Raw genomic sequence first — 13,174 nt, forward strand, 5'->3', positions numbered from 1 at the left:
ATCGGTGGCGAGTGCGTCATGCCTGCACATGACCATGCCCCCATCCGCCCTTCGGGCACCTTCCCCCGCGATGCGGGGGAAGGGATGCATCTCCTGCCGACGCGGGGCTCCTTCTGCTTACGTAGCAAAGACTCCCCTCACTCGCGGCAACATCCGGCCAACGTCTGCCATCATCACAGCGCGCAAGGAGCTGACAGGCGTCACGCGAGCCCGGGCTTGCGGCCGGCACCGGTGGCCGCATCGTGTGCCGGTGAGGCTAGAACCCGTAGCGCAGAAACCCGCCATCCACCGCGATGCATTCGCCGGTGATGTAGCTGGCGGCAGGCAGACACAAAAAGCCCACGGCTGCGGCGACTTCTTCGGGTTCGCCAATGCGGCGCATCGGGGTGCGGTCGATCACCTGTTCGTAGTAATCCGGATCCGACAACGGGCCAGAGGTGCGGCGCGTGCGGATGTACCACGGCGCGACCGCGTTGACGCGGATACCGTCCTCGGCCCATTCCACCGCCAGGTTGCGCGTCATCTGCTGCAGCGCGGCCTTGGTCATGCCGTACGGCGCGCCGCTGCGCACATGGGTGATACCCGAGACGCTGCCCACATTGACGATGGACGAGGCGGCATGCCGGGTCAGCAGCGGATGCGCATACCGCGACAATTCGAACGCGGAAAACACGTTGGTTTCGAAGATGCCGCGCCACTCGTCTTCGGTGTAATCGATCGCGGCGCGGGTGATGTTGCCGCCGGCATTGTTGATCAGCAGATGCAGTCCGTCGGCGTGGTCTTCCACCCAGTCCAGGATCGCGCGACGCTCTTCATCGTCGGACACATCGGCCGCCAGCCCATGCAGCTCACGCTCGGGAAACTCTTCGGCCAGTTCGTCGCGTGCCTGCGCCAACGCATCGGCATCGCGCGCCACCATCAGCAGATCCGCCCCGAAGCCGAGCAGTTCGCGTGCGATGGCCAATCCAATGCCGGCACTGGCGCCGGTGATGAGCGCGGTCTGTCCATCCAGCCGCCAACGCTGCGTTGTCACGTGGGTGATCCTCTTTCAAAACGCGGAAAAACGGTCGCTGCAGCGCAGTTGACGCGCAGCTGCGGCACCGGCGTTAGGATACCGCCACCGCTCGCGAGGTCACGACGATGAAACTTCACTGGATGCTTGCCGCCGTTTTGACGTTGCCGCTGGCTGCCTGTCAGCGCCCGCAACCGGCGCCCACCGACCAAAAGCCCGACCCGCAGGCGACCGCCTTGCGCGACCACATCCAGCAGCCACTGAACAAGGCGCACGCGGTGCAGACCGCTACCGACCAGGCCGCGGAAGATCAGCGCAAGGCCATCGACGCGGCCACGCAGTAAGCGCGAGGCGCGATAGGCGCGATCAACACCGCGACGCCGCTGTCAGGCGGCTCGCATGAGGTGAGCGTCAGGCATCAGGCGACACAAAAACAACAACGCCGGCACAAGGCCGGCGTCGTCGCTACGTCCAGTGGCGTGGTTTGCCGCTTTAGAACCCGCAGAAGCAATACGCCAGCGCCTTGACCGGCGTGCCACCGGCCTTGCTGTCGTGCACGGCGCTTTCGACGAAACGCAGCTGCGTGTCCACTTCCGGTAGCGAGCGCGCCAACATGGCGCGCGCCATGCCCGAGTCGCTCAGCATCCACGCACCCATGCGGCTGCCGGCAAATCCGCTCATGAACTGCGAGAACGGCGTGGCCGGCTTTTCCACGTAGTGCACGCGGAACTTGCCCTTGCTCAATTTGGCGCGATTAGCCGCATCGGCCACCGCGTCCTGCATGCCGCCGAACGCATCCACCAAGCCATGCTGCTTGGCCTGCGCACCGCTCCACACACGCCCACGGGCGACCTTGTCGATGGCTTCCACCGACTGGTGACGCGCCTGCGCGACCTTGCCGGTGAAATCGGCGTAGCCCTTGTTGATCACCGCCTGGATGACCTGCCCGGCGGCCGGGTCCAGTGGACGGGTGATGTCGAACGCACCGGCAAACCGCGTGGTGCCCACGCCGTCGGTGTGCACACCGATCTTGTCCAGCGCGCGGGTCAGATTGGGCACCATGCCGAAGATGCCGATCGAGCCGCTGATGGTCGACGGGTCGGCATAGATGCGATCGGCGTTCATGCTGATCCAGTACCCGCCCGAAGCGGCCAGATCGCCCATCGACACCACCACCGGCTTGCCGGCCTGCTTGAGCGCGACCACTTCGCGACGGATCTGCTCGGAGGCGAACACTTCGCCGCCCGGCGAATCCACGCGCAGCACCACCGCCTTGACCTTTTCGTCGTCGCGCGCCTGGCGCAGCAACGCGGCGGTGGATTCGCCACCGATGCGGCCGGCCGGCTGCTCGCCGCCGCTGATCTCGCCGGCCGCCACAACAACGGCCACCTGCGGACGGCTATCCATCGGCGAGCGCTGCGCCTGCAACTGACTCAGATAATCGTTGAAGCCGATACTGCGGAAGCCGCTGTCGGCATCGCTGTCGGCCACGCCGCGCTTGGTCAGCAGCGCATCGACGTCCTCGCGGGTCTTGAGCCCGTCGACCAGTTTTTGCTGCAGCGCGAACTTGGCCAGATCGCCACCTGCCGCCACCACGCCTTCAGGCAGCGTGTCGATGCCGGCGGTCAGCTGCGCCGGGGTGAGCTTGCGCGCGGTGCCGACGTCGGCCAGGTAACGCTGCCACACATCGTTCATCCAGAACAGGTCCGCTTCCTTGGCATCGGCCGAGGCTGCGTCGAGGATGTACGGCTCGGCAGCAGACTTGTATTCGCCCACACGGAACAAGTGCACGTCCACACCGAGCTTGTCCTGCAAGCCTTCGCGGAAGTACTGGCGATAGCGCCCAAGCCCTTCCAGCAGCACGCTGCCCATCGGATCCAGATAGACCTCGTTGGCCTGCGCGGCGAGCAGGTACTGGCCCTGACTCATGCTCTCGCTGAAGGCCACGATCTGCTTGCCGGAAGCACGCAGCTTCTGCAATGCGGCGGCCACTTCGCGCTGCGAAGCGAAGCCGGACGGCTGCAGCTTGTCCAGATTCAACAACACCCGCTCGATCTTACGGTCCTTGCCGGCCGCTTCGATCACCCGCACCAGGTCGCGCAACTGCACCTCTTCGGCGCTCTTGTCGCCCACGGCCTTGGCCAGCGAGCGGCTCACCGGGTCGGCGCTGAACTGCTCGACCAGGGTGCCTTCGGGGTTGATGACCAGGGTGGTGCGCTCGGCCAGCGGCTTGGTGCCGTCGCCGCGCGCCATCGCCACCACAAGCACCAGCAGCAACAGGAACAGAAAACCGAAGAACACCAGATTGAAGATCAGGCGCCGGGTGAAATTCATCACGTCCCACAGGCCGACGAAGAAACTGGCGATGGGACTGCGACGCACGGGGTGGTTCATGGAAAACTCCGTCGAAAAGACGCTGCATGTACGTAATGCTGCCCAGCATACCGGCTGCACACCGCCCACGGCATGCGCTGAAAGTCAGGGGGTCGCGTCGGCAGTCAGCCGCCGGCTGGTCTGCCGGAAACGCAGGCCCATCAGAATCGACGCGGTGGTCAGGCCCAGGATCAGGCCGATCCACATGCCTTGCGGCCCCCAGCCCAATCCCAGGCCGAGCCCGGCGCCGATCGGCATGCCCACGCCCCAATACGAGAACATCGCCAGGAACATCGGCACGCGGGTGTCCTTGAGCCCGCGCAGCGCGCCGGCCGAGAGCACCTGGATGCCGTCGGGAAACTGGAAGGTGGCGGCAAACAGCAGCAACACCGACGCCAGCGCGGCCACCGTCACATCGTTGGTATACACACCGACGATGGCGTCGTGGCCAAGCAGCAGCGCACTTGCCGACAACGCCTGCGTGCCCAGCACGATGGCGTAACCGGCCCAGGTGGCACGCCGAATGGCCAACGGATCGCCACGCCCCACCGCGTGACCGACGCGCACGGTGGTGGCCTCGGCCACGCCCATCGGCACCATGAAGCACAGCTGCGCCACATTGATGGCGATCTGGTGCGCCGCCGCTTCGGTCGAGCCTAGCCGGCCGATCAACAGCGCAGTGACGATGAACAGGCCGCCTTCCATCAGCACGGTGATGCCGATCGGCAGGCCGGTGCGCAACAGATCGCCGATGGCGCGCCAACGCGGCCCTTCCAGATGGGTGAATAACTCCAAGTGCGCAAAGCGCCGCGCGCGCCATAGATACAGCGCGAACACGCTGGCCTGCACCCACATGGTGATGGCCGAGGCCATGCCCAGGCCCTCGGCGCCGTGCTCGGCAAAGCCGAACTTGCCATAGGTCAGCACATAGCCCAGCGGCGCCAGCACCAGCAAGCCGCCAAACCCCAGCAGCATGGTCGGCAGCGTCCAGTGCATGCCTTCGCTGAGATAGCGCATGCAGAAGTAGAACGTCAGCGCCGGCACGCCCCAGCGCACCGCGTGCAGAAAGTCGGTGGCACCCGGCACGATGTCCGGCGCAATCCCGAAGGTGGGCAGCAGCGGCGGCACCACGCTCAGAAACGCGAACATCAATGCGCTCAGCCCCAGCGACAGCCACAACGCCTGGCGAAACAACGGGCCAATCTCGCGCTCGCGCCCGGCGCCACGCAATTGCGACACCGAGGCGGTCAAGGAAATCAGCGTCCCGATCGGCACCAGCATCGGCAGCCACAGCAGCGCGGTGCCGATGGTCACCGCCGCCAGCGTCGCAGTGCCGTGGTGGCCGGCGATGACGTTGTCGACAAACCCGATCAAGCCGGTAGAGACGTGACCAAGCACCAACGGCAAGGCCAGCAGGCCGGTGGTGCGCACTTCCGCGGCGAAGCCTGGCGTCGCGGACGCGGGGGCAGGAGAAACAGACATGACACACCGATTGCTGCGCGGACTACGGCCGTGCCGGGAGGCGCTGGCACCGGGTCGCGTGGGGCCGCTATCTTACGCGTACTTTCCGATTGCGCCCTGACGCGCGCCTGGGCAGTTCCCGCCGCGCTCGCTGCTATGTGCGCGGCAACAAAAGCAGCTGCCGATGTTTCCAGGCAGCCGCATGCTGACGCTGTACCGTGTGCCAGGCGTGGACCTTCGCGGTATCGCATCGGGCACACGGCCTCTCCATCACCGCCAACTGGACCTGGCTCATGTCACTGCACCCGACCGCATTGCATCCATCGGACTGTGAAAACTGTTCCACCGCATTGCAAGGCGCTTTTTGCCACGCCTGCGGGCAAAGCGCGCATAGCCCGGTGCGCAGCGTCGCGCACGCGGTGGAAGAAGTCTTCGAGTCGTTCTGGCATCTGGATGGGCGGATCTTCCGCACCTTGCGCGATCTACTGGTGCCCGGCCGCGTGGCACTGCGGTTTCTGAGTGGGCAACGGGTGCGCTATGTCGCGCCGATGCGGCTGTTTCTGGTGGTGAGCCTGTTGACCTTTTTCATTGCACGCATCGCAGTGCATGCCTCTGACGAGGACGTCGCGGCGCCCGGCACCACGCACAGCGCCGTACCGAAGAATTTTGCGCATGCGCGCACGCCGGCGCAGGTGGAAGCGGTGCGTGCGCAGATCGTCGGCACGCTCACCCAGACCCGCAAGGTAGTGCCCGCAGGCATCGCGCGCGACGGCGTGGATGCCGGCATCGCCCGCGCCGAAAGCGAGGCGCGCAAGCGGCTAGCGCAACTGCACCAAGGCGCGCGACTGGAAAGCGCTGCACCGGCGGTCGATGCCCCAGACAACAGCACGTTCTTTTCGCTGGGAGGCAAACCCTGGGACCCGGTCAGCAACCCGCTGACCGTTGCGCCGTTGCCGCAGTTCGCCAACCGCTGGCTCAACGTGCAGCTGGACCACATCCGCGCCAACCTGCCGCGCCTGCGCAGCAATCCGCAACTGCTCTACAACGCGTTCTTCGCCGCGGTGCCATCCACCTTGCTGGTGCTGGTGCCGTTGTTTGCGCTGTTGTTGCGCGTGTTCTACCTGCGCAGCGGGCGGGTGTATCTGGAACATCTGGTGGTGGCGCTGTACAGCCATGCGTTTCTTTGCCTGAACCTGCTGGCGATGCTGCTGCTGTCGCTGCTCAGGGAATCGGTGACGCAGGTGGCTCCCCCGATCGCCTGGAGCATCGGCCTGCTCCAGTTCGGGCTGGCAGTGTGGATGCCGCTGTATCTGCTGGGGATGCAGCGCCACGTGTACGGCCAATCGTGGTCAGCCACGGTGCTGAAATACTTCGGCCTGGGCAGCATTTATTTCGTCGTGGTCACGTTTGCTGCTGCGTTCTTGATGGTGGCGAGTCTGGCGCGTCTTTGATGCTGCGCACTGCAACTGCGGCGCTGCAGTCGCACGGGCCAGACAGCGCGGTGCAATCCGGGATGCGCGGCTGACCCCTGCGTTATTCGCACAACGCAGGTCGATGAGCACTTGCCGCTCCAACGCGCGGCAATGCACCGCGCATCGGCGATCAGCGCGCCAGTTGCCGCTTCAGCCAGGCGCTGCGGGTGGCCGGGGCTTCGGCCAGCAAGGCGTCGCGTAACCCATCGCGGTCCTGCGGCGGGGTGCGTTGGGCGAGGACCGCCAGCTGTTCCAGCTGGCCGGCATCCAGGCTGCGCAGCACCGCCAGCAGGCGCTCGCGCTGGTCGACCGGCACATAGCCGATCAGCGGCTGTAGCTGCGGATAGAACGCGCCCACCTGCGACCCCAGACGCCAGCCATCGCGATGCAGGCGATCCATCGCGTTGAACTGGGTGCGCAAGGCGCGTTGCTGGTCCTCGGGCAGGCTGTGCAGCCGTTCGCGCGCCTGCCGCAACACCACGCGGTCGGTGGCGGTCAGGTCTTTCCACGCGGCATAGCGCGCACGCAGGTCGGCCTGCTGTGCCGGCGTCAGTGCCGCCCAGCGCGCACGTTGCTGCGCGGCGCTTGGCGCTGCCGACAGGGCGGGGGCGCTGGCAGGTTCGGTGTGCCCGCTTTCGTCCAATGCCGCTGGCAGGGCCTGCGCGCCGGCGATGCCGGCACTGGCGAGCATCAGCAGGCCGAACCACTTAGTTGTCGTCATCGACCGTCTCCAGAGGGGCGGAAGGCTGCTCGGCCGCAGTGGCATGCGCGCCGGATTCGTCCGCCGGCACCGGGTGGCCGGCGGCGTACCAGGCGTAAAAGTCGGCCGCACGCGCCAACTCCAGGTCCGGGTCGGCCAGCATCGTCTGGTCGCGCGGATCCATGCCCGGGGCGGTAGGAGCCTCCGGCAGGTCGGACGCCGGCAGCTCTTCCACCACCACTGGCGCGGCGTCGGTGACATGCAGCACGCCGGCCGGCGCCTGCGAGACCGGCTCGGGCGGCAAGCTGGGCCGTCGGTGGGTCCACCACCAGCCCAGCACCGTCAGCAGCAGCACCAGCGCGAGCCCCCCAGGGCAATACCGGCGTGGCGCCGATCCAGCTGTGGCCAGTGCCACTGCCGCTTGGGGCGGACCTGTGCCGGGGTGGCGCGGCGTGGCGCGGGCGGCGCCTCTGCCGGGATGGCGGGTTGTAGCGCGACGCCGGCCAGCGAGGCGTCGCGCAATTGGCTGAGCCGGGTCAGCTGGGACGGGGTGAGATCGCGCAGCTCCGTTTGCGCCGCCTCGGCCAGCACCCGCCACGCCTGTGCATCTGGATTGCCGGCCGCATCGCGTGGACAGGCACGCGCCAGCGACTGCCGATAGTCCGCCACCGCGATGCCCTGTACGTCGCTGGCGGCCTCCTCTTCCAGCCCGGCCACGATCCGCAGCAGCAGCGCCAGCCGGTCGGGGGTCTGCATCCGGCCCAGTACGGTGAAGGGCGGCAGCCAGGTGCCAGGCATGGGCTCGCGGCGCAGTGGCGGCGCGGTTGCCAGCAGGCTCCAGAAGCGCATCGGCCAGCCGGCCATCGGCCGTCCCGCTGCCTGGCTGCTGAAAGCGCGCAGGGCAGCCGCCAACGCCCGCTCGGCTGCCGCCACGTCGCCGCATTGCAGCTGCGCCAGTACCAAGCCCCGGCGTTCCACACCCCGCAGAAAGGCTGATAGTGCGGCGGGGGTAACGGGGGCGTCGGGGACTACGGTCATGTGAACTCCAGCATCGGCCGGCATGATACCGACGCACGTCCGCTACGCCGACCGCTTGACAGATCGCACGATCCTCGATCCGGTCGCGAGCGCTACCCGCGTACGTTGTGCACAGCGGCAGACACACCGATACGCGACCGTCTGTCAACTGTTGTTTTTTCTTTGTTGCAATCGTGTTTCACGCCTAAGCTATTGATATATATTCAATTTCGTTGTGTGGCGAAAAAATGTCCAAGAGGTTGCCAAGGCAAGTGAATCCGCCTTCACCGCGTGGAGCACGAGACTAATTCACAGGCTTATCCACAGGCAGTGTGGATAAACCCGTTTCCTCAGGCCTCACATAGGTTTACGTCGTATTTATCACTTGGGTCACAGAAAGGCGCTGCAAGTGATCACACCGTCTTCACGAGTGGAATTGCGCAAGGCGGGGGTGCTGGACAGTGTCGGTAGACTGAGCACATGCCTTCCACCGTCCTCACTTTGCGCGTCGCCTTGCCGGTGCCGCTGCCCCAGCTGTTCGATTACCTGCCACCTGCCGACGCCCCGCTGACCGATCCAACGCAGGTCGGTTGCCGTGTGCGGGTTCCATTTGGGTCGCGCGAATTGATCGGGGTAGTGGTGGAGATCGGCCAGCTGGCATCGGCCGATGGCCTGCGCCCGGCACTGGCCTGGTGCGACCAGGCGCCGCTGCTGGTGGATGAACTGGCCCGCTCGCTGCAGTGGCTGGCCCGTTATACCCATGCTCCCCTGGGCGAGGCCCAGGCCAGTGCCCTGCCCGGCCCGCTGCGTCGCGGCGAGCCGCTGGCCGACACCCATGCCTGGGCCTGGCAGCTCACCGAGGCCGGGCGTACCGGGGCGAGCAGCCTACGCGCGGGCAGCCGGCCCGCCCTGCTCGCCGCCCTGTTGCAGACCGGTGCGGTGGGCGAAGAACAGCTGGACCCGCTGCTGCCACAGTGGCGCGAGGCCGCACGCAGCCTGGCCAAGCGTGGCCATGCCGAACGCGTGGCGGTGCCGGCCGATGCCATCGCGCCGCGGCCCGGCACTGGCCCCGCACTCAACGACGAACAACGCGCTGCCGCCGCCGCGATCCGGGCGCACACCGGCTTTGCCACCTATCTGCTCGACGGCGTGACCGGCAGCGGCAAGACCGAGGTCTACCTGCAGGCGATTGCCGACTGCCTGGCCGCCGGCAAGCAGGCGCTGGTGCTGGTCCCGGAAATCGGCCTGACCCCGCAGACGCTCGGCCGCTTCCGCGCGCGTCTGGGCGTGCCGGTGCACGCGCTGCATTCGGGCCTGTCAGATGGCGAACGCGCCCGCGTCTGGGCGGCGGCCTGGCGCGGCGAAGCCAAACTGATCGTCGGCACCCGTTCGGCGGTGTTCACCCCGCTGCCCAACGCCGGACTGATCGTGATCGATGAGGAACACGACGGCAGCTACAAGCAACAGGACGGCATCCGCTACCACGCCCGCGACTTTGCTCTGGTGCGCGGCAAGGCGCTGGACGTGCCGGTGATCCTGGGCAGCGCGACCCCGTCGCTGGAAAGCCTGCACAACGCCTATTCCGGCCGCTACCAGCACCTGCGGTTGTCGCAGCGCGCCGGCGACGCACGCCCGCCGCGTGTGCGTGTGCTGGACGTGCGCAAGCGCCCGCTCAAGGACGGCTTGTCGCCGGAGGTGCTGGCCGGTATCGGCGCCACCCTGGCGCGCGGCGAGCAGGTGCTGGTATTCAAGAACCGCCGCGGCTATGCGCCGGTGCTGCTATGCCACGACTGCGGCTGGACCGCTGCCTGCCAGCGCTGCAGCACGCCGCTGCACCAGACCCCGATGACCGTGCACGCCGGCGGCCGCCGCCTGCAGTGCCACCACTGCGGCGCCCGCCAGCAGGCGCCGCTGGCCTGCCCGGCCTGCGCCAGCCTGGCCTTGCAGCCGCAGGGCATCGGTACCGAGCGCCTGGAAGAACGGCTGACCGAGGCGTTTCCGGCGTTCCCGGTGGTGCGCATCGACCGCAGTACCACCCAGCGCCGCGACAGCCTGGAAACCCAGCTCGCCGGGCTCGGCACCGATGCCGGCATCCTGGTCGGCACCCAGATCCTGGCCAAGGGCCACGACCTGCCGCGGTTGACCATGGTGGTGGTGGTCGGCATCGACGAAGGCCTGTTCTCCGCCGACTTCCGTGCCGCCGAAAAACTCTCCCAGCAGCTGATCCAGGTGGCAGGGCGCGCCGGGCGCGCCGATCGCCCCGGCGAGGTCTGGCTGCAGACCCACCATCCCGAACATCCGCTGCTGCAGACCCTGGTCAATGGCGGCTACCACGCCTTCGCCGATGCCGAACTGCAGCAGCGCGAGGCCGCCGGCTTCCCGCCGTTTGCGCATCTGGCGCTGTTCCGCGCCGAAGCCAAGGATGTCGCGGCGGCCAACCAGTTCCTGATGGCGGTGCGCGAACTGGCCACGGCCGACACCAGCGCACAATCGCCCGCGTTTGCAGAGGTGGAGTGCTACGGCCCGATGCCTGCGCCGATGCCGCGCCGCGCCGGTTTCCAGCGCACCCAGTTGTTGCTGTCCGCACAGCAACGCTCGGCGCTGCATCGCCTGCTCGATGCGCAGCTTCCGGCCATCTATGCGCTCCCGCAGGCGCGCCGCGTGCGCTGGTCGCTGGATGTGGACCCGATCGATCTGTATTAGCGCAGGGCGTATCGCAGACGGAGTTGCAGCCAGACGCACGTGGCGCGGTGTACCCAGGTTCTGTAGGAGCGCACCTGGGCGCGAGGGCATTCCCGGTCACGTTGCGTCGCGCCCAGGTGCGCTCCTACGACAACGCGCGCTATCAGCGCCGCGCGATGTACAAGGCCCACGTCACTTGCAGAAGCATGTGGGGTCGGCGGCGCGTTCGGTGCCTGCAATGAACAACGCTGGCCTGAGCGGTGGCTCGAAACTCAAGTCAGCGCCGTCATCACGCCGCGTTGGTATGCAGGCCGTGTGCGCAAGCGCTGATACCACGCGTGCAAATGCGGCAACGCAGGCCGTTCGATCGGCATTTCGAACCATGCATAGATGAAACTGCCCAGCGGAATATCGCCCATCGCGAAGCGCTCGCCGGACAGATACGGCTGCTGCGCCAATGCCGCATCGGCGCGTGCCAGCAGCTCGCCCGACTGCGCCAGTGCTGAAGCGATACGTGCGGCATCGCGCTCGGCCTCGGGTGTGCGCAGCACGCCCCAGAACAGGTCGCGAAACACGCTGGCAAAGGTGGAGGTGGTCCAGTCCATCCAGCGATCGCCCACTGCGCGCTCGGCCGGCGATGGCGGATACAACGCCGGTGCGTACTGCGCGGCGAGGTACCGCACGATCGCATTGGATTCCCACACCACCAACTCCCCATCCTGCAAGGTCGGTACCACGCCGTTCGGATTCAGCGCGCGATAGGCCGGCGTGTCATTGCCGCCAAAGGCGCCGCCCACTTCGATCGACGTATAGGCCACACCGGCTTCTTCGGCACACCACAACACCTTGCGCACATTGGTGGAATTACGACGCCCCCAGAGCGTGATCGTCGGCTGTGCAGCGGGAGCCATCGCGTCGTGCGTCATCGTCATTTTCCGGTGGCGGGTTTGGCTGTTGCGCGCGCTGCACGCTTAGAGCTGGCTTGTGGTTCCGGTGCAACGGCAGGCACGGCAGTTTTCGCACGATTGTCGCTGCCCTTGGGCGTATCGCGCACCCACAAGGCCTGCTCGTCCAGCTTGAGCTCGAACAGGCCGATCGCGCGCACCAGATCGCTGAGTTTGCGATAGCCGTAATTGCGTGGATCGAACGAAGCCTGGTTAGCCACCTGCTTGCCCACCGCGCTCAACAAGGCCCAACCATCGTCCTCGCATGCGCTGACGATGGCGTTGCGCAGCATCTGCACCAGGCGCGTATCGCTGCGCAGCGCGGTGGCATCCTTGCGCCCGGCCGCGGTATCGCGGGCCGCGGCGGCTTGCTCGCCCAGCGCTTCCACATAGGTGAATTTGGAGCAGGCATTGACGAACGGCGCCGGGGTTTTCTTCTCGCCAAAACCATAGACCTTCATGCCATCGGTGAGCAGACGCATCACCAACGGGGTGAAATCCGCATCGCTGGAGACGATCGCAAACCCATCCAGATTGCGCGCGTACAGCAGGTCCATCGCATCGATCACCATCGCCATATCCGAGGCGTTCTTGCCGGAGCTATAGGCAAACTGCTGAATCGGCCGAATCGCATAATCGTGCAAGGCCGCTTCCCAGCCTTTCAGGTGCGGGCTCTTCCAGTTGCCGTAGGCGCGGCGCACGTTGGCCACGCCATAACGCGCCACTTCCGCCAGCACCACATCGATCTTGCCGGCCGGCGCATTGTCGGCATCGATCAGCAAGGCGATCCGTTTGTCGGGATTGTCGGTCATGCGCGTTCCTCCAAAGACGTGCCCGCGTCGGTTTGCATCTCCGATTCGGTTTCTATTTCCGATTCGGTTTCTATCTCTGATTCGGTTTCGGTTTCGGTTTCGGTTTCGGTTTCGAGCTCGCTATCGTCCGCGGCCGGCAGCGCGAAGTGCCTGCCATCGCGCATGATGAGTTCTCCGTCGGTCAGAATCTCCTGCTCGGAGTCGGCACTGACCCAGGTGGCCTGCACGCGGCCGGCGCCGCGATCGCCTTCCACATTGAACACAAACTCCTCGCTTCCCTCCGCCAGACTCGTGCGGTACAGATCGACCCGCATCGTGTGGATCTGGCCGATATGTTCCTGCACCACGGCGTCGGCTTGCAGTGCAGTACGCGCCTGATCGGTAAACAGCGACCAGCCGATGCCGAGCAGCCACACGCTCGCTGCCAGGACCACGATCCCGAACAGCGTTGCGCAAGCCAGCACGCCGATCAGGCCGATCGCCACGCTGCTGAGCTTTTTCCTGGCCACAGGCGCGGGCGGGGCAGCCGGCGCTGCGGTGGGCATGGCGGCTGGCGGCAGCGGTGGCAAGGGCGGTGGCAATGAGGACATGCGATGGCCGTCAGAAGTGGATGCGACATGATGCCGCAGCCACGCGGCGCCAACGCGTCATGTTCATTGGGAATTTGGCATTCTGTCGTGCCCGCGTTGCCTTCCATCGGA

General features: G+C 66.6%; 10 protein-coding genes and 1 pseudogene. 3 read left to right on the plus strand and 8 right to left on the minus strand.

The features are described 5' to 3' along the window. Window positions 1-256 precede the first annotated feature (256 nt). Window positions 257-1,033, minus strand: coding sequence for an SDR family oxidoreductase (locus ACZZ0O_RS02860; protein WP_463592171.1), 777 nt, complete (start codon window positions 1,031-1,033; stop codon window positions 257-259). A gap of 107 nt (window positions 1,034-1,140) precedes the next feature. On the opposite strand from ACZZ0O_RS02860, the gene ACZZ0O_RS02865 reads away from it, so the two are divergent. Then, window positions 1,141-1,356 (plus strand): hypothetical protein, encoded by a 216-nt coding sequence (locus ACZZ0O_RS02865; RefSeq protein WP_463592172.1) that lies wholly within the window; start codon window positions 1,141-1,143, stop codon window positions 1,354-1,356. Window positions 1,357-1,504: 148 nt separating this feature from the next. Here the strand turns inward: ACZZ0O_RS02865 and sppA are convergent, their stop codons facing one another. After that, window positions 1,505-3,406 carry a signal peptide peptidase SppA gene (gene sppA, locus ACZZ0O_RS02870; RefSeq protein WP_463592173.1) on the minus strand — a complete coding sequence of 634 codons (1,902 nt, stop codon included), beginning with the start codon at window positions 3,404-3,406 and terminating at the stop codon, window positions 1,505-1,507. Window positions 3,407-3,490: 84 nt separating this feature from the next. Continuing rightward, on the minus strand, window positions 3,491-4,867 hold the full coding sequence (locus tag ACZZ0O_RS02875) for an MATE family efflux transporter (protein ID WP_055847614.1): 1,377 nt from the start codon (window positions 4,865-4,867) through the stop codon (window positions 3,491-3,493). 272 nt (window positions 4,868-5,139) lie between these two features. On the opposite strand from ACZZ0O_RS02875, the gene ACZZ0O_RS02880 reads away from it, so the two are divergent. Then, window positions 5,140-6,297, plus strand: coding sequence for a DUF3667 domain-containing protein (locus tag ACZZ0O_RS02880; protein WP_463592174.1), 1,158 nt, complete (start codon window positions 5,140-5,142; stop codon window positions 6,295-6,297). A 151-nt stretch (window positions 6,298-6,448) separates the two neighbouring features. Here the strand turns inward: ACZZ0O_RS02880 and ACZZ0O_RS02885 are convergent, their stop codons facing one another. Next, window positions 6,449-7,039 carry a DUF3106 domain-containing protein gene (locus ACZZ0O_RS02885; RefSeq protein WP_463592175.1) on the minus strand — a complete coding sequence of 197 codons (591 nt, stop codon included), beginning with the start codon at window positions 7,037-7,039 and terminating at the stop codon, window positions 6,449-6,451. Further along, window positions 7,026-8,056: pseudogene (locus tag ACZZ0O_RS02890) on the minus strand (hypothetical protein). The gene ACZZ0O_RS02885 and the pseudogene ACZZ0O_RS02890 overlap by 14 nt, the downstream one beginning before the upstream one ends. Before the next feature lie 459 nt (window positions 8,057-8,515). Here ACZZ0O_RS02890 and ACZZ0O_RS02895 point away from each other — a divergent pair. After that, on the plus strand, window positions 8,516-10,738 hold the full coding sequence (locus ACZZ0O_RS02895) for a primosomal protein N' (RefSeq protein ID WP_463592177.1): 2,223 nt from the start codon (window positions 8,516-8,518) through the stop codon (window positions 10,736-10,738). Between the two features lie 251 nt (window positions 10,739-10,989). Here the strand turns inward: ACZZ0O_RS02895 and ACZZ0O_RS02900 are convergent, their stop codons facing one another. From ACZZ0O_RS02900 to ACZZ0O_RS02910, 3 genes are read right to left on the minus strand one after another with little or no spacing between them, the layout of a single operon-like run. Next, the gene (locus ACZZ0O_RS02900) at window positions 10,990-11,643 is read right to left on the minus strand and encodes a glutathione S-transferase family protein (RefSeq protein WP_463592178.1); all 654 of its coding nucleotides are present in this window, start codon (window positions 11,641-11,643) and stop codon (window positions 10,990-10,992) included. Window positions 11,644-11,645: 2 nt separating this feature from the next. Beyond that, a complete protein-coding gene (locus tag ACZZ0O_RS02905) occupies window positions 11,646-12,473 on the minus strand; it encodes an NYN domain-containing protein (protein ID WP_463592179.1) in 828 nt (275 codons plus the stop codon). Further along, on the minus strand, window positions 12,470-13,063 hold the full coding sequence (locus ACZZ0O_RS02910) for a hypothetical protein (RefSeq protein ID WP_463592180.1): 594 nt from the start codon (window positions 13,061-13,063) through the stop codon (window positions 12,470-12,472). Before ACZZ0O_RS02910 ends, ACZZ0O_RS02905 begins: the two co-directional genes overlap by 4 nt. Window positions 13,064-13,174 lie beyond the last annotated feature (111 nt).

The sequence above is a fragment of the Xanthomonas sp. AC360 genome (assembly GCF_979258225.1).

Excerpts from the sequence above, each read along its gene's own strand:
- ACZZ0O_RS02910 (WP_463592180.1), bottom strand. The coding sequence starts at position 13,063 with ATGTCCTCATTGCCACCGCCCTTGCCACCGCTGCCGCCAGCCGCCATG.
- ACZZ0O_RS02900 (WP_463592178.1), bottom strand. The coding sequence starts at position 11,643 with ATGACGCACGACGCGATGGCTCCCGCTGCACAGCCGACGATCACGCTC.
- ACZZ0O_RS02905 (WP_463592179.1), bottom strand. The coding sequence starts at position 12,473 with ATGACCGACAATCCCGACAAACGGATCGCCTTGCTGATCGATGCCGAC.
- sppA (WP_463592173.1), bottom strand. The coding sequence starts at position 3,406 with ATGAACCACCCCGTGCGTCGCAGTCCCATCGCCAGTTTCTTCGTCGGC.
- ACZZ0O_RS02885 (WP_463592175.1), bottom strand. The coding sequence starts at position 7,039 with ATGACGACAACTAAGTGGTTCGGCCTGCTGATGCTCGCCAGTGCCGGC.
- ACZZ0O_RS02895 (WP_463592177.1), top strand. The coding sequence starts at position 8,516 with ATGCCTTCCACCGTCCTCACTTTGCGCGTCGCCTTGCCGGTGCCGCTG.
- ACZZ0O_RS02865 (WP_463592172.1), top strand. The coding sequence starts at position 1,141 with ATGAAACTTCACTGGATGCTTGCCGCCGTTTTGACGTTGCCGCTGGCT.
- ACZZ0O_RS02880 (WP_463592174.1), top strand. The coding sequence starts at position 5,140 with ATGTCACTGCACCCGACCGCATTGCATCCATCGGACTGTGAAAACTGT.
- ACZZ0O_RS02875 (WP_055847614.1), bottom strand. The coding sequence starts at position 4,867 with ATGTCTGTTTCTCCTGCCCCCGCGTCCGCGACGCCAGGCTTCGCCGCG.